Raw genomic sequence first — 16,264 nt, forward strand, 5'->3', positions numbered from 1 at the left:
AGGCCGCATCGGCCCCGGCTGCGCCGCCTAGGCAAGCCCATGGCCGCTCAGCCCTTCACCGCTCCGGCGGTGATGCCGCGCACGAGCGGCCGCAGGCCGAGCGCGAGCAGCACCAGCGACGGCACGAGCACGAGCGCGACGCCGCACAGCACGAGGTTCCAGCTCGTCATCTCCTCGAACTGCAGCATCGCGATGCCGATCTGCACCGTGCGCATCGCGTCGCTGCTCGTCACGAGCAGCGGCCACAGGTACATGTTCCAGCCGTTCAGGAACACGTACACGCCGAGCGAGGCGGCGGCCGGACCGGAGAGCGGCAGCACGACGGACAGGAAGTGGCGCACATGGCCGCAGCCGTCGATGCGCGCCGCCTCGAACAGCTCCCGCGGCAGCTGCAGGAAGAACTGCCGCAGCAGGAACACGCCGAACGCCGACGCCGCGAACGGGACGATCAGGCCCGGGAACGTGTCGAGCCAGCCCCAGCTTTTGACCGTGAGGTAGTTGGGGATGATCGTCACCTCCCACGGAATCATCATCGTGCTGATGAACAGCGCGAACCAGAAGCGGCTGCCGGCGAAGCGCACGTAGACGAACGCGTACGCCGCGAGCGCCGCCGACAGCACCTGCAGCGCGGTGACCGCGCTGGCGAGCACGAAGCTGTTGGCGATGAAGCCGAAGATCGGCACCGTCTCGATCGCCTGGCGCAGGCTGGACGTGTCGAGCCCGGACGGCAGCAGCCGCGGCGGGTACATCGACGCCTCCGCCGGCGTCATGAAGATCTGCGCCAGCAGGTAGAGCAGCGGACCGACGGTCAGCAGCGCGAGCGCGGAGGTCAGAACGAAGCGCAGCGCGGAGCCGGCGCGGCGGCGGGAAGCGGCGGACGGCAAGGCGCTTGCGGCGGCTCGGGCTGCCGGCTTGACGGGAGAAGGAGACGCGGCGCTCATTGGTAATGCACCTTCTTTCCGAGAACGAGGAACTGGAGGAGCGTCAGCAGCAGCATGATCGCGAACAGCACGATCGCCAGCGCGCTGCCCGTGCCGAACTGGTAGTTGACGAACGCTTCGCGGTAGATGGAGTAGACGAGCACGTCCGTAGAGCCCGCCGGTCCGCCCTTGGTCAGGATGTGGATCTGCCCGAACGATTGGAACGCGCTCATGACCGACACGACCGCGAGGAAAAAGAGCGTCGGCGACAGCAGCGGCAGCTTGACCGACACGAACGTGCGCCAGCCGGAAGCCCCGTCGATGCGGGCGCTGTCCAGCACGTCGCCGTCCAGCCCCTGGATCGCCGCCAGCAGCAGCACGAACGGGAAGCCCGAGTTCATCCACACGGTCATGAGCGAGACGGAGCCGAGCGCGCTGCCGGGATCGGTCAGCCACTGCACGGGGCCGAGGCCGAGCTGCAGCAGCAGCCAGTTGAGCATGCCGAGCGACGGGTGGTAGAGGATCATCCAGATGATGGAGGCCGTGCTGACGGACATCGCCAGCGGCAGCGAGAACAGGAAGCGCAGCGCGCTCCTCCCCCGCCCCGCCGAGTGGACGAGGCTGGCGCAGAGCAGGCCGAGCGCGAGGCCGGCCGGTACGGTCAGCAGCGTGAACTTGAGCGTGACGAGCAGGCTGTTCCAGAACGCGGACGATTGCAGCATGCCGGTATAGTTGTCCCAGCCCGCATAGGCGGCGACGCGGCCGCGCGGGTCGGTGAGCTGGAAGCTGAGATAGACGGAGCGGATCATCGGATAGAAAAGAAACACGGCGAACACGGCGAGCGACGGCGCGAGGAACGCATAGCCGAGCGCCTGCTCGCGCCAGCGGCGGAGCCGGGCGGAGCGCGCCGCGCCGCGCGGGCTGGCCGCGCTGGATGCCAGATGGCTGGATGCGCCGGACAGGGCGAGATGGGGCGCGCCGGACGCGGCGCGGTGCTCGGCAGCGGCGGCATCAGATGCGGCGCGGTGCTCGGCAGCGACGGCTTCGGGCGCGGCGTGGTGCTCGGCAGCGGTGGCGACGACTTCAGGCGCGGCGTCGGACGCGGCGTGGTGCTCGGCAGCGGTGGCATCAGTTGCGGCGCGGTGCTCGGCAGCGGCGGCTTCAGGCGCGGCGTGGTGCTCGGCAGCGGTGGCGACGGCTTCAGGCGCGGCGTGGTGCTCGGCAGCGGCGGCTTCAGATGCGGCGGGTGTCGCGCGAGGCTCGGTCCGGTGCTGCGGCCGGGATCGGTCAACAGGTGAGGTGCTCATGGAAGGTTGTCCACCGCCTTTGTCGAATAGTCGGCCTTGCGGGCCGGTTCGGGCTCGCTTCTCCTACGATAAGGAAGATTTGTTTTCCCTTTGTCAGGATATTATGAAGATAAAAAAATATGTCAGCGCTTTCATATAGGGATGAAACAATCCGCCAGCGTGTTCCCGCAGCATTATAGAAGCGGGGGAACACGCTCTCGCTAAACGAATCACCGGCTTCTTGGAAGCGCCTTGACGGATTCTCAGAAGAAAAAAAGCGTTCCTCCACCCGATTCAGGTAGAGGAACGCTTTTGGAGCCAGCTGTAGCCGGTAGTTGCCGATCCAAGGCAGAAATGGGCCTTGGTTCAGGCTCTCCGGGCCGATTGGGCCGATCCAAGGCAGAAATGTGCCTTGGTTTCGGCTCCCCGGGCCGATTGAGCCAATCCAAGGCAGAAATGTGCCTTGGTTCCGGCTCCCCGGGCCGATTGAGCCAATCCAAGGCAGAAATGTGCCTTGATTCTGGCTTTCCGGGCCGATTGAACCGATCCAAGGCAGAAATGTGCCTTGGTTCCGGCTTCCAGGGCCGATTGAGCCAATCCAAGGCAGAAATGTGCCTTGGTTCTGGCTTTCACTCCCGGAATCCAACTGCAGCACCCGCCCGCGCTTCTCCCATGCGAGAGCAGGCAGGCGCGACTGCCGACAACTGGCAGCGGGCGGCAGCCAACACGGGTGTCGGGCAGCGAGATACAACTGGCAGCGGACGGCAGCCAACACGGGTGTCGGGCAGCGAGATACAACTGGCAGCGGGCGGCAGACAACACGAGTGTCGGGCAGCGAGATACAGCTGGCAGCAGGCTACGGGCGGGAGCAAGCAGCGAGCTGGCTCGCCCGCTCGGCCGCCGGGCGGCTTACGCTGCTCTGCCGCGCGAGCCCTTCCGACCACTGCTGCACGCTCGGCCGCCGGGCGGCTTACGCTGCTCTGCCGCGCGAGCCCTTCCGACCGCTGCATGCTCGGCCGCCGGACGACTTGCGCCCGCGCGGTCGCCGGGCTTACGCCTGCCCGGCCGCCTTGAGCGCCTTCATGGCGATGTCGCTGCGGCGCTGCATGCCTTCGAACGAGATCCGGTCCGCCGCCTCGTACGCGCGCTCCCGCGCCTCGGCGATGTCGCGGCCGAGGCCGACGATGCCGAGCACGCGGCCGCCGCTCGTCACGATCTCGCCGTCCTTCTCCGCCGTGCCGGCGTGGAAGACGAGCGCGCCCGCCTCCTTGGCCGCCTCCAGCCCGGAGATCGGCCGGCCTTTCGGATAGGAGCCCGGGTAGCCCTCGCTCGCGGCGATGACGCAGACGGCGGCCTCGTCCTTCCACTTGATCTCGATGTCGGCCAGGCGGCCGTCCATCGCGGCGAGCACGATGTCGAGCAGGTCCGTCTCGAGGCGCGGCAGCACGACCTGCGTCTCCGGATCGCCCATGCGGGCGTTGAACTCGACCGTCTTGACGCCGTCCGGCGTCAGCATGAGGCCGGCGAACAGCACGCCGCGAAAAGGCCGGCCCTCGGCGACCATCGCGCGCGCGGTCGGCTCGATGATGGTCGCGATGGCGTCGTTCACGAGCGCCTCGGACAGATGCGGCAGCGGCGAGTACGTGCCCATGCCGCCGGTGTTCGGCCCTTTGTCCCCGTCGAAGATCGGCTTGTGGTCCTGCGCCGGCACCATCGCCCGCACCGTCTCGCCGTCGACGAAGGCGAGGATGCTCATCTCCTCGCCGGTCATGAACTCCTCGATGACGACCTGGCTGCCCGAAGCGCCGAACACGCCGCCGAGCATCATGCCGCGCAGCGCCTCCTCGGCTTCCTCCAGCGTCGCCGCGACGGTGACGCCCTTGCCCGCAGCGAGCCCGTCGGCCTTGACGACGATCGGCGCCTGCTGCGTCCGCAGGTAGGCGAGCGCCGCCTCGAAGTCGGTGAACGACTCGTAGCGGGCCGTCGGAATGTCGTATTTGCGGAGCAGGTCCTTCATGAAGATCTTGCTGCCCTCGATCTCCGCCGCCTTGCGGTCCGGGCCGAACGCCGGGATGCCCGCGTCCTGGAACGCGTCGACGATGCCCGCCGCCAGCGGGTCGTCCGGGCCGACGAAGACGAGGTCGATCTCGCGCTCCCGCGCCAGCTGCACGAGATCGTCGAAGCGGTCGACCGCGATCGGCACGCATTCGGCCAGCTCCGCGATGCCGGCGTTGCCGGGGGCGCAGAGCAGCTCGCTCACTTTCGGGCTTTTGGCCAGCGACCAGACGATCGCATGCTCGCGGCCTCCGCCGCCGATGACCAGAATACGCAATGGAAACTCCTCCTTGAAATGAAGTGGACTGGACTAGGCTCAAGCGCAAATCGTTCCCTCAGCCAAACGAAAAGGGCGCCGAAGCGCCCTTGCCGGCCTGGCCGCCTTAGTCGGCCAAGCTGCCTTAGCTGAACCTGGTCGGCCTGGCCGAGCCTGGCCGAGCTTTGCTTAGACTTGCCAAGCTTGCTTAGCCTGGCCGAGCCTGGCCGAGCCTTGCCGCCCTAATGCTTGAAGTGGCGCACGCCGGTGAACACCATCGCGATGCCGTGCTCGTTGGCCGCCCGGATCGACTCCTCGTCCTTGATCGAGCCGCCCGGCTGGATGATCGCGGTGATGCCGGCCTTGGCCGCGAGCTCGACCGTATCGCCCATCGGGAAAAACGCGTCCGAAGCGAGCGCCGCCCCCTTGGCCTGCTCTCCCGCCTGCTCGATGGCGATGCGGGCCGCGCCGACGCGGTTCATCTGGCCGGCGCCGACGCCGACGGTCATGTCGTCCTTGGCCAGCAGGATCGCGTTCGACTTCACATGCTTGACGACCTTCCAGCCGAACAGCAGCTGCTTCATCTCCTCGGCCGTCGGCTGGCGCTCGGTTACGACCTTCAGGTCGGCTTCGGAGATGCTGTGCACGTCGCTCTCCTGCACGACCATGCCGCCCTCGACGCTCGTCACGACCCAGTCGCTCTTGCGGCCGGCGGCCGCTGCGAGCTCGCCGGTGCGCAGCAGGCGGATGTTCTTCTTGCGGCTGAGGATGTCCAGCGCCTCCGGCGTGAAGTCCGGCGCGAGGATGATCTCCAGGAAAATCTCCGAAAGGAGCGTCGCCGTCTCCGCGCCGATCGTACGGTTGGCCGCGACGATGCCGCCGAAGATCGACGTCGGATCGGCCGCGTAGGCTTTCTGGTACGCTTCATGGATGTCGGCGCCGACGCCGACTCCGCAAGGGTTCATATGCTTGACGGCGACGACGGCCGGCTCGCTGAACTCCTTGACGATGGCGAGCGCCGCGTTGGCGTCGTTGATGTTGTTGTAGCTGAGCTCCTTGCCGTGCAGCTGCTCGGCGGTGGTGACGTTGCCCGCCTCCGCCAGCGGACGGCGGTAGAAGGCGGCGCGCTGATGCGGGTTTTCGCCGTAGCGCAGATCCTGCACCTTTTCATACGTGACCGTGTAGCGCTCCGGCAGCGGGTCGCCGCCGAGCTTGGACAGATAGTCGCCGATGAGCGCGTCGTACGCGCCGGTGTGGCGGAACACCTTGGCCGCGAGGCGCTTGCGCGTGTCGAGCGTCGTGTCGCCGTCCTGCTTGATCTCGCTCAGCACGCCCTCGTAGTCGGCGGCGTCGACGACGACGGTGACGAACGCGTGGTTTTTGGCCGCGGAGCGCAGCATCGTCGGACCGCCGATGTCGATGTTCTCGATCGCGTCCTCGTACGTCACGTCGGGCTTGGCGATCGTCGCCGCGAACGGGTACAGGTTGACGACGACGAGGTCGATGTAGTCGAGGCCCAGCTCGCGGATCGCGCGCTGATGCTCCTCGTTGTCGCGCACGGCGAGCAGCCCGCTGTGCACGGCCGGATGCAGCGTCTTGACGCGGCCGTCCATGATTTCCGGGAAGCCCGTCACCTCGGAGATGCCGATGACCGGGATGCCTTCCTTCTCGAGCAGGCCGTGCGTGCCTCCCGTGGAGATGATCTGCACGCCGGCGTCCGCCAGCTCCCTCGCGAATGCAACGATGCCCGTCTTGTCCGATACGCTGATTAGCGCCCTGCGAATAGCCACGTTGTCCCCTCCTGTATGAAAATGGATCGATGAATGCTACTTGTCCGCCGAATCGTCGTCCGCTCCGGCTCCTGCGCCGGCGGAGACGAGCGCGCGGCGGCCGTCAAGCGAGATCCGCCCCTCGGCGAAGCCGCGCACCGCCCACGGGTAGAGCGCGTTCTCGGCGGCGTGGATGCGCTCGGCGAGCGAAGCCTCGCTCTCGCCCTCGCCGATCTCCAGCGCCCGCTGCGCGATGATCGGCCCGCTGTCGAGGCCGCCGTCGACGAAGTGGATCGTGACGCCCGTCACCTTGACGCCATAGTTCAGCGCCTGCCGGATCGCATGCATGCCGGGGAATGCCGGCAGCAGCGACGGGTGGATGTTGATCATCCGCCCGGCGTAGGCGTCGACGAGCACCGGCGTCAGGATGCGCATGTAGCCCGCCAGCACGACGAGGCCGACGCCCCGCCGCTGCAGCTCGGCGAGAATCTCGCCTTCGTAGGCTTCGCGCGAGGCGTACGCCTTTGGATCGAACACCCAGGCGTCGATGTCGGCGCTTCGGGCGCGCCCGACGACGGGCGCCTCCGCCCGGTCGCAGACGAGAAGCTCGATGGAGCCTCCGAGCTTCCCGTCCGCCGCCGCGTCCGCCAGCGCCTGGAAGTTGCTGCCCTGGCCGGAGGCGAAGACGGCGACGCGCAGCTGCCCGCCCGTCCGGTCTCCGTCCCCTAGATCGAAGCGCAGCTGCTCGGCCATCAGACGTCCGCCCCCGTGAAGGTGACGATGCGGCTGCCCTCCGTGACGGCGCCGATGCGGTACGCCTGCTCGCCGAGCTCCGCGAGCGCGGCGAGCGCCGCTTCCGCCTCGTCCGCCGGCACGACGACGACGAGGCCGATGCCCATGTTGAACGTCGTGAACATGTCGCGGTTCGTGATCGAGCCTTTGTCCTGCAGCAGCTTGAAGATCGGCTGGATCGGCCAGCTGCCGTAGGCCACCTCGACGTTCACGCCCTCCGGCAGCACGCGCGGGATGTTCTCGATGAAGCCGCCGCCGGTGATGTGGGCCATGCCCTTCACCTGCACCTTGCCGATCAGCTCCAGCGCCGGCTTGACGTAGATGCGCGTCGGCTCGAGCAGCACGTCGCCGAGGCGCTTGCCGCCGAGCTCCGCCAGCTCGTCCTGCAGGCCGTAGCCGGCCTGCTCCAGCAGCAGGCGCCGCACGAGCGAGTAGCCGTTGCTGTGGATGCCGCTCGACGCCAGGCCGATGACCGCGTCGCCCGGAGCGATCGCGCTGCCGTCGATCATCTTGGCGCGGTCGACGACGCCGACCGTGAAGCCGCCGATGTCATACTCCTCCGGCGTGTACATGCCCGGCATCTCGGCCGTCTCGCCGCCGATCAGGGCGCAGCCCGCCTGCACGCAGCCTTCGGCGATGCCGGCCACGATCTGCTCGATCTTCTCCGGCTCGACCTTGCCCGTCGCCAGGTAGTCGAGAAAGAACAGCGGCTCCGCGCCCTGCACGATGATGTCGTTGACGCACATCGCGACAGCGTCGATGCCGATCGTGTCATGCTTGTCCATGGCAAAGGCGAGCATGAGCTTCGTGCCGACGCCGTCCGTGCCCGAAACAAGCACCGGCTCCTCGTACTTGTTCTTGTCCAGGCTGAACAGGCCGCCGAAGCCGCCCAGCCCGCCGAGCACCTCCGGACGGATCGTCCTCTTCACATGCTTCTTCATGCGCTCGACCGCTTCGTTGCCCGCTGCGATGTCGACGCCGGCTTGCTTGTATGCCTCTGCCATTCACCTGTCACTCCCTGCAATTTGATCTTCTAGCAGCTGCAGCTCTTGTCCGAGCTTTCGTCGACCGGGGTCGGGTAGTCGTTGTTGAAGCAGGCGAGGCACAGGCCGCCGCCCTTGCTGTCGCCCGGCACCGAGGCGGACTCGATGAGCCCCTCGGCGCTCAGGAAGTAGAGCGAGTCGGCGTTGATCGCCTCGCGGATCTCCTCGACCGTCTTGGACGAGGCGATCAGCTCGCGCCGGTCCGGCGTGTCGATGCCGTAGTAGCACGGGTTGGCGAACGGCGGCGAGCTGATGCGCACATGCACCTCGGCCGCGCCGGCCTCGCGCAGCATGTTGACGATGCGCAGGCTCGTCGTGCCGCGCACGATCGAGTCGTCGATCATGACGACGCGCTTGCCCTGCACGATCTTGCGCACGGCCGACAGCTTCATCTTGACGCCTTTCTCGCGCAGCTCCTGGGAAGGCTGGATGAACGTGCGGCCGGAGTACTTGTTCTTGATGAGCCCCATCTCGTACGGAATGCCCGTCTGCTCGGCGTAGCCGATGGCCGCGCTGATGCTGGAGTCCGGCACGCCGACGACGATGTCCGCGTCCACGAACGCCTCGACCGCGAGGCGGCGCCCCATCTGCTTGCGGGCCGTGTGGATGTTGACCTCGTTAATGTCGCTGTCCGGCCGGGCGAAGTAGATGTACTCCATCGCGCAGCTGGCGCGGCGCTCCTCCTCGTCGAAGCGCTCCTCGCGCAGGCCGTCCGCGTCGAGGATGAGCAGCTCGCCAGGCTGCACGTCGCGCACGTACTCGGCCCCGATCGTCTCGAACGCGCAGGTCTCGGAGGCGAACACGTAGCCGTCGCCAAGCCGGCCCATGACGAGCGGACGCAGGCCGTTCGTATCGGAGGCGACGAGCAGCCGCTCGTTGGTCATGATGAGGAAGGCAAAGCCGCCGACGATGCGCCGCAGCGCGTCTCGGGCCGCGCTCACGAAGTCCTTGGGCGAGCGCGCGATCAGATGGGCGATGACCTCGGTGTCGCTCGTCGTCTGGAAGATCGAGCCCATGCTCTCCAGCTCGCGGCGGATCGACGGCGCGTTGACGATGTTGCCGTTGGTCGCCACGGCCAGGTCGCCGTCGCGGTACTTGAACACGAGCGGCTGCGCGTTGCCGAGCTGGCTCGCGCCGGACGTCGAGTAGCGCACATGCCCGATCGCGCGGTCGCCCGGCAGCGAGGCGAGGATGTCGCTCGTGAACACTTCCTTGACGAGGCCCATGCCGCGGTGGTAGGCGAAGCCGCCGGTCGCGCTGTCCACCGTGCAGACGCCCGAGCTTTCCTCGCCGCGATGCTGCAGCGCGTGCAGGCCGTAGTACGCCAGCGACGAGGCGTCCGGCGTGCCGAACACGCCGAACACGCCGCATTCTTCCTTGAGCTTGTCGAAAATATCGTCGCGGCCGATGCCCGCGTTGTAATGGGCGTCCTCCCAGGCGCGCGACACCGCGCGCAGCTCCTCGGAGCCGGGGCCGGCGAAGCGTCCCCCGGCGGCAAGCGCCGGAGGCGCCTCGCCGGAGGCCGCCGTGCCGTCAGCATGGAGGGCGGGGGCGCTGCCTGCGCCCTCGCCCCAGCGGGAGCCGGACTGAACCTCCAGGCCTGCTACTTCATGAGGCATGGGATCGCTTCCTTCCACACGCTCCGCAGCTCCGACACCGCCGCGCGCACGCCCGGCCGGCCGTTCACCCGGATGTCCAGCTCCTCCCCGCCGACCGTGCCGAGCTCCGCATGCGGCACGCCGCGCTCCGCGAGCAGCGCCAGCAGCTCGCCCTTGCGCTCCGGCGATGCGCTCAGCAGGATGCGCGACTGCGACTCGCTGAACAGCGCGTGGTCGGCGCGCAGCTCCGTCGCGACGTCCACGCTCGCGCCGAGGCCGCGGCCGAAGCTCGCTTCCGCCAGCGCCGCCGCCAGGCCGCCCTCGGACAGGTCATGCGCCGAGGCGACGAGGCCGGCGCGGATCGCCGCCTGGACTGCGTCCAGCAGCGTCTTTTCGACCGCCAGATCAAGCGCCGGGGGACGTCCCTCCGCCTTGCCGCCGCGCACCTGCTGCAGCTCGCTGCCGCCGAATTCGGCGCGCGTCTCGCCGAGCAGGATGATCGCGTCGCCGGCCTGCTTGAACTCCTGCGTCGTGATGTAGTCGATGTCGTCGATCAGGCCGACCATGCCGATGACCGGCGTCGGGTAGATCGCGCCTTTGGCGTTCTCGTTGTACAGGCTGACGTTGCCACCGATGACCGGCGTCTCCAGCACGCGGCAAGCCTCGCTCATGCCGTCCGCCGCCTTTTCGAGCTGCCAGAACACCTCCGGCTTTTCCGGGCTGCCGAAGTTGAGGTTGTCCGTGATCGCCAGCGGCTGCGCGCCGGAGCAGACGATGTTGCGCGCCGCCTCGGCGACCGCGATCGCGCCGCCGACCTCGGGATCGAGGTAGACGTAGCGGCCGTTGCAGTCGGTCGTCATCGCCAGCGCCTTGCGCGTGCCCGGCACGAGCACGACGGCCGCGTCCGAGCCCGGAGGCACCGCGGTGCCCGTGCGCACCATGTAGTCGTATTGACGGTACACCCATTCCTTGCTCGCGATCGTCGGGGAGCCCAGCACGTCCTTGAGCGCGCCCGTCAGATCCGTGATCTCCTCGAAAGCGGCCGTGTCGATCGACGCGCTCGCCGCATAGGAGGGCGGCTCCTGCGAAGGCTTGCTGTATACCGGGCACTCGTCCACGAGCGCCTTGACCGGCATGTCGGCGACCTGCTCGCCTTGGTGGAACAACCGCAGGCGGCCGTCGTCGGTCACCTTGCCGACCTTGGCGCAGATGACGCCCCAGCGCTCGAAGATCTCGCGCGCCTGCGCCTCATGCTCCGGAGCGACGACGAACAGCATGCGCTCCTGCGACTCGGACAGCATCATCTCGTACGGCGTCATGCCTTCCTCGCGCTGCGGCACCTCGTCGAGGTACAGCTCGAGGCCGTTGCCGGCCTTGGAAGCCATCTCGGCGCTGGAGCAGGTGAGGCCCGCCGCGCCCATGTCCTGGATGCCGAGCACGATGCCGGAGTCGATCAGCTCGAGCGTCGATTCCATGACGAGCTTTTCCATGAACGGGTCGCCGACCTGCACCGCCGTGCGCTTCTCCTCGGACTCCTCGGACAGCTCGACCGACGCGAACGTCGCGCCGTGGATGCCGTCGCGGCCTGTCGCCGGACCGACGTAGAACACCGGGTTGCCGACGCCCTTGGCGACGCCGCGCTGGATCTTGTCATGGTCGATCAGGCCGACGCACATCGCGTTGACGAGCGGGTTGCCCTCGTAGCTCTCGTCGAACATGACCTCGCCCGCGACCGTCGGGATGCCGATGCAGTTGCCGTAGCCGGCGATGCCGCCGACGACATGCTCGAACAGGTACTTGACGCGGTCGCTCTCCAGCCGGCCGAAGCGCAGGCTGTTGAGCAGCGCGACCGGACGCGCTCCCATCGAGAAGATGTCGCGGATGATGCCGCCGACGCCCGTCGCCGCGCCCTGGTAAGGCTCGACCGCGGACGGGTGGTTATGCGACTCGATCTTGAACACGACGGCCTGGTTGTCGCCGATGTCGACGATGCCCGCGCCCTCGCCCGGTCCCATGAGCACCTTCGGGCCGGTGATCGGGAATTTCTTGAGGATCGGCTTGGAGTTTTTGTAGGAGCAGTGCTCCGACCACATGACGCTGAAGACGCCGATCTCGGTGTAGTTGGGCAGGCGGCCCATGAAGCCGCAGATGAGCTCGTACTCGTGGTCCGTCACGCCGAACTGCTGGTAGATCTTCTGCTCGGCGATCTGCTCCGCCGTCGGCTCCAACGCCTTAGCTGTTGACTGCTGCGTCATGCTGTTCCCTCCATGCGTTCAAAATCGATGTGAACATCCGCTTGCCGTCCTCGGAGCCGAGCAGCTGGCTGACCGCCCGCTCGGGATGCGGCATCATGCCGACGACGTTGCCGCGCTCGCTGCAGATGCCGGCGATGTCGTGGACCGAGCCGTTCGGGTTGCCGCCGCTGGCGTAGCGGAACACGATCTGGTTGTTTTTTTGCAGCCGCGCCAGCGTCTCGTCGTCGCAGTAGTAGTTGCCTTCGCCGTGGGCGATCGGGATCGAGATGACCTCGCCCTCGCGGTACTGGTTGGTGAACGGAGTGGCCGCGTTGACGACTTCGAGCGGCGATTGGTGGCAAAGGAACTTGAGGTCGCGGTTGCGCAGCAGCGCGCCCGGCAGCAGGCCGGCCTCGGTCAGGATCTGGAAGCCGTTGCAGATGCCCAGCACGTACTTGCCGGCCTCGGCGGCCTTGACGACCTCGGCCATGACCGGAGCGAAGCGGGCGATCGCGCCGCAGCGCAGGTAGTCGCCGTAGGAGAAGCCGCCCGGCACGAGGATCGCGTCGTAGGCGGAGAGGTCCGTGGCGGTATGCCAGACGTAGTCGACGGACTGCCCGATCGTTTCTTCGACCGCCTTGTAGCAGTCGATGTCGCAGTTCGATCCGGGGAAAACGATGACGGCGAACTTCATCCGATCAGCCCTCCAGCTCGAAGCGGTAGTCTTCCACGACCGTGTTGGCCAGCAGCTTCTCGCACATGGCGCGCACGCGCTCCTCGGCCTCGGCGCGGTCCGTCGTGTCCAGGGTCAGCTCCAGGTACTTGCCGATGCGGACCTTGTCCACTTCCGCGAAGCCCATGCTGTGCAGGGCTCCCTGGACGGCCGTTCCTTGCGGGTCGAGCACGTTTTGCTTGATCGTCACGTATACGGTTGCTTTCATCGTGGCAACTCCTCTTGAGTGGATTGATTATCAAGGCGGTTGAAGATTCGTCGGGCTGAATGCTTGTCGGGTGAAGCTGCTTGCGGGCTGATGGGCGGGCGGCGGAACGATTGGGGCCGCCGGAGCTATCCGCTGCCGCCGCTCCGGGGACGGAACCTCTTTCCGATTCCGCTGAAGCCCAGATTCCTCGATCTCCCTTTCCGAAACGGAAGGAATCCGGCCTTCAAGGGAACCGCTGCCGCTTCTCCAAGAGGTTTCCGTCCCCTCCGCTCCCTGCGTAATGCTCACCAGCTCGATTTTTTCGACTTAACGCCTACCGGTCGCGCTCCTCGGAGCCGAGTTACTCGGTTTTTCCGCGTAACTCCGACTGTCGAACGCCTGCTGGTGCTGAGTTACTCGGTTTTTTCGCGCAACTCCGGCCGTCGAACGCCTGCTGGTGCTGAGTTACTCGGTTTTTCCGCGCAACTCCGACCGCAGACCGCCTGCTGGTGCCGAGTTACTCGGGTTTTCCGCGCAACTCCGACCGTCGAACGCCTGTTGGTGCCGAGTTACTCGGTTTTTCCGCGCATCTCCGACTGTCGAACGCCTGCTGGTGCTGAGTTACTCGGTTTTTCCGCGCAACTCCGACCGTCGACCGCCTGCTGGTGCTGAGTTGCTCGGTTTTTCCGCACAACTCCGACCGCCGACCGCCTGCTGGTGCTGAGTTACTCGGTTTTTCCGCACAACTCCGACCGCCGACCGCCTGCTGGTGCCGAGTTGCTCAATTGGCGCGCTGCAACCCGATTTTTTCGGGCTGCAGCGCCTGCTTCTGGCCTACGGGCTCCTGCAACCCGATTTTGTCGGGTTACAGCGCCTGCTTCTGGCCTCCGAGCATCTGCAACCGGACTTTTCCGGGTTGCAGCGCCTGCCTCAGGCCTCCGAGCATCTGCAACCGGACTTTTCCGGGTTGCAGCCTCTGCTTCGAGCCCCCGGGTGCATACAGCCCGATCAAATCCGGCTGCGGCTCCGCGGAATAGCGGTCAGCTCAGCTCCTCGCCGGTAATGGCGCGGTAGATGGCGCGGTAGCGGGCGGTCGTCGCGGCGACGACCGGCTCCGGCAGCGGGGCCGGCTTGCTGTCCTTGTCCCAGTCGGAGCCGAGCAGATACGTCCGCACCGGCTCTTTGTCCATGCTGTCGATCTCGGTATCGAGCTCGTACTTGTCCTGCGCCCAGAAGCGCGAGCTGTCGGGCGTGAAGATCTCGTCGATCAGGATGATCTCCCCGTCGACGAGCCCGAACTCGAACTTGCAGTCGGCCAGCAGAATGCCTTGCTCGAGGCAGCGCGCATGCGCGAACTCGTACAGCGTGAGGCTGCGGTCGCGCAGCTGGGCGGCGACGTCCGCTCCGACCAGCTCCTCCATCCGCGAGAACGGAATGTCCTCGTCGTGGCCGACGTCGTTTTTGGCCGCAGGCGTGAAGATCGGCCGCTCGAAGCGCTCGTTCTTGCGCAGGCCCGCCGGCAGCGGGATGCCGTTGATCTCGCCGGTCGCCGCGTACTGGCGCCAGCCGCCGCCGGTGATGTAGCCGCGCACGACGCATTCGATGTCGATCCGCTCCGCCTTGCGCGTCACCATGATGCGGTCCCGCAGCGCGTCCTTGTCGGAGACGAGCTCGCCCAGCCGCTCCACATCCGTATGGACGACATGGTTCGGCTGGATCGCGGCCGTCTGGTCGAACCAGTAGGCGCTCAGCCGGTTGAGCACGCTGCCCTTGTCCGGCACGGGCGGATCGAGCACGTAGTCGAACGCGCTGATGCGGTCGGTGACGACGATCAGGTAATGCTCGCCGAGATCGTAGAGCTCTCGGACCTTTCCTTTATAGAGCAGCGGCGCCTGGATGAGGCCTGCCGCCGTCGATAGCGCCTGCGTTGCTGCAGCCATGATGGTTCCTCCTGCCAATGCGAGATGGATGTAGCGAAAACGATGGGTCGCTTGAGCGAGCCTGCAGCCGCCCGAGCGGACGATCCCTTGCGAGCGAACGGTGCCCGCCGCCGCAAAAGCCCCCTAGATCAGCTCCAGCCGGCGGAAGATCGTGTCGACATGCTTGAGATGCCAGCTCGGGTTGAACGCGTCGTCGATCTCCTGAGCGCTCAGCGCGGCCGTGATCTCCGGCGTCTCCGCGATGATGTCGCGGAACTGGCGCTGCTCCTCCCACGCCTGCATCGCGCGCGGCTGCACGGTGTCGTACGCCTGCTCGCGGCTGAAGCCCTTGTCGATCAGCATCGTCATGACGCGGCCGGAGAACGGCACGCCGAACGTGCGGCCCATGTTTCGCTTCATATTGTCCGGGAACACCTGCAGGTTCTTGATGATGTTGCCGAGGCGGTTGAGCATGTAGTTGAGCAGCATCGTCGCGTCCGGCAGGATGACGCGCTCCACGGAGGAGTGGCTGATGTCGCGCTCATGCCAGAGCGGCACGTTCTCGTAGGCGCTGATCATGTGGCCGCGGATGACGCGCGCCAGGCCGGAGATGTTCTCGCAGCCGATCGGGTTGCGCTTGTGCGGCATCGCCGACGAGCCCTTCTGGCCCTTGGCGAACGGCTCCTCGACCTCGCGGAACTCGCTCTTCTGCAGCGCGCGGATCTCGGTGGCGAACTTGTCCAGCGAGGTGGCGATCAGCGCCAGCGTCGCCATGTACTCGGCGTGGCGGTCGCGCTGCAGCGTCTGCGTGCTGATCGGCGCGGGCTTCGTGCCGAGCTTGCGGCAGACGAACTCCTCGACGAACGGGTCGATGTTGGCGTACGTGCCGACCGCGCCGGAAATCTTGCCGTACTGGACGCCGTCCGCCGCATGGCGGAAGCGCTCCAGGTTGCGCTTCATCTCCTCGTACCAGAGCGCCAGCTTGAGGCCGAACGTCGTCGGCTCCGCATGCACGCCATGCGTGCGGCCCATCATGACCGTATCCTTGTAGGCGACCGCCTGGCCGCGCAGGATCTCGATGAAATTCACGACGTCGCGCTCGAGGATCTCGTTGGCCTGGCGCAGCAGATAGCCCGTCGCCGTGTCGACGACGTCGGTCGACGTGAGGCCGTAATGCACCCACTTGCGCTCCGGTCCGAGCGTCTCGGACACCGCGCGCGTGAAGGCGATGACGTCATGGCGGGTCTCCAGCTCGATCTCGCTGATCCGGTCGATGTCGAAGCCGGCCTTCTCGCGCAGCGCGGCGACGTCCTCCCGCGGAATGACGCCGAGCTCGGCCCACGCCTCGCAGGCGCAGAGCTCCACCTCCAGCCACGCCTTGAATTTGTTCTCTTCCGTCCAGATCGCCCGCATCTCGGGCCTGCTGTAACGCTCCAGCATGTTGTCTTCCACACCCTTGTCTATAAATTGAA

12 protein-coding genes are annotated in these 16,264 nt (G+C 66.9%); all 12 read right to left on the reverse strand.

Going from position 1 to position 16,264, the window contains the following annotated elements:
- Positions 1–47: 47 nt before the first annotated feature.
- The 12 genes from NYE40_RS20825 to purB all read right to left on the reverse strand — a co-directional run bounded on the left by NYE40_RS20825 (position 48) and on the right by purB (position 16,232).
- On the reverse strand, positions 48–941 hold the full coding sequence (locus NYE40_RS20825; protein ID WP_084137126.1) for a carbohydrate ABC transporter permease: 894 nt from the start codon (positions 939–941) through the stop codon (positions 48–50).
- Complete coding sequence (locus tag NYE40_RS20830) at positions 938–2,227, reverse strand: sugar ABC transporter permease (protein WP_307719993.1); 1,290 nt, start codon at positions 2,225–2,227, stop codon at positions 938–940. Before NYE40_RS20830 ends, NYE40_RS20825 begins: the two co-directional genes overlap by 4 nt.
- A 1,030-nt stretch (positions 2,228–3,257) precedes the next feature.
- Positions 3,258–4,538, reverse strand: coding sequence for a phosphoribosylamine--glycine ligase (gene purD / locus NYE40_RS20835; protein WP_153784288.1), 1,281 nt, complete (start codon positions 4,536–4,538; stop codon positions 3,258–3,260).
- A gap of 221 nt (positions 4,539–4,759) precedes the next feature.
- A complete protein-coding gene (gene purH / locus NYE40_RS20840; protein ID WP_101808211.1) occupies positions 4,760–6,307 on the reverse strand; it encodes a bifunctional phosphoribosylaminoimidazolecarboxamide formyltransferase/IMP cyclohydrolase in 1,548 nt (515 codons plus the stop codon).
- Between the two features lie 36 nt (positions 6,308–6,343).
- Positions 6,344–7,039, reverse strand: coding sequence for a phosphoribosylglycinamide formyltransferase (gene purN, locus NYE40_RS20845; protein WP_339278890.1), 696 nt, complete (start codon positions 7,037–7,039; stop codon positions 6,344–6,346).
- Positions 7,039–8,082, reverse strand: a complete 1,044-nt coding sequence (gene purM / locus NYE40_RS20850; RefSeq protein WP_339278891.1) for a phosphoribosylformylglycinamidine cyclo-ligase — start codon at positions 8,080–8,082, stop codon at positions 7,039–7,041. Before purM ends, purN begins: the two co-directional genes overlap by 1 nt.
- 29 nt (positions 8,083–8,111) lie before the next feature.
- The gene (gene purF / locus NYE40_RS20855) at positions 8,112–9,740 is read right to left on the reverse strand and encodes an amidophosphoribosyltransferase (RefSeq protein WP_228551698.1); all 1,629 of its coding nucleotides are present in this window, start codon (positions 9,738–9,740) and stop codon (positions 8,112–8,114) included.
- Positions 9,725–11,974 (reverse strand): phosphoribosylformylglycinamidine synthase subunit PurL, encoded by a 2,250-nt coding sequence (gene purL / locus NYE40_RS20860; RefSeq protein ID WP_339278892.1) that lies wholly within the window; start codon positions 11,972–11,974, stop codon positions 9,725–9,727. The genes purF and purL overlap by 16 nt, the downstream gene beginning before the upstream one ends.
- Positions 11,952–12,647 (reverse strand): phosphoribosylformylglycinamidine synthase subunit PurQ, encoded by a 696-nt coding sequence (purQ, locus tag NYE40_RS20865; protein ID WP_028598682.1) that lies wholly within the window; start codon positions 12,645–12,647, stop codon positions 11,952–11,954. The genes purL and purQ overlap by 23 nt, the downstream gene beginning before the upstream one ends.
- Positions 12,648–12,651: 4 nt before the next feature.
- Positions 12,652–12,894 carry a phosphoribosylformylglycinamidine synthase subunit PurS gene (purS, locus tag NYE40_RS20870; RefSeq protein ID WP_028598681.1) on the reverse strand — a complete coding sequence of 81 codons (243 nt, stop codon included), beginning with the start codon at positions 12,892–12,894 and terminating at the stop codon, positions 12,652–12,654.
- Between the two features lie 1,019 nt (positions 12,895–13,913).
- A complete protein-coding gene (locus NYE40_RS20875; RefSeq protein WP_339278893.1) occupies positions 13,914–14,813 on the reverse strand; it encodes a phosphoribosylaminoimidazolesuccinocarboxamide synthase in 900 nt (299 codons plus the stop codon).
- Between the two features lie 123 nt (positions 14,814–14,936).
- A complete protein-coding gene (gene purB / locus NYE40_RS20880; RefSeq protein WP_153784292.1) occupies positions 14,937–16,232 on the reverse strand; it encodes an adenylosuccinate lyase in 1,296 nt (431 codons plus the stop codon).
- Positions 16,233–16,264 lie beyond the last annotated feature (32 nt).

Origin of the sequence: Paenibacillus sp. FSL W8-1187 (genome assembly GCF_037965485.1) — a bacterium.
GTDB classification, from domain to species: Bacteria; Bacillota; Bacilli; order Paenibacillales; family Paenibacillaceae; genus Paenibacillus_O; species Paenibacillus_O pasadenensis.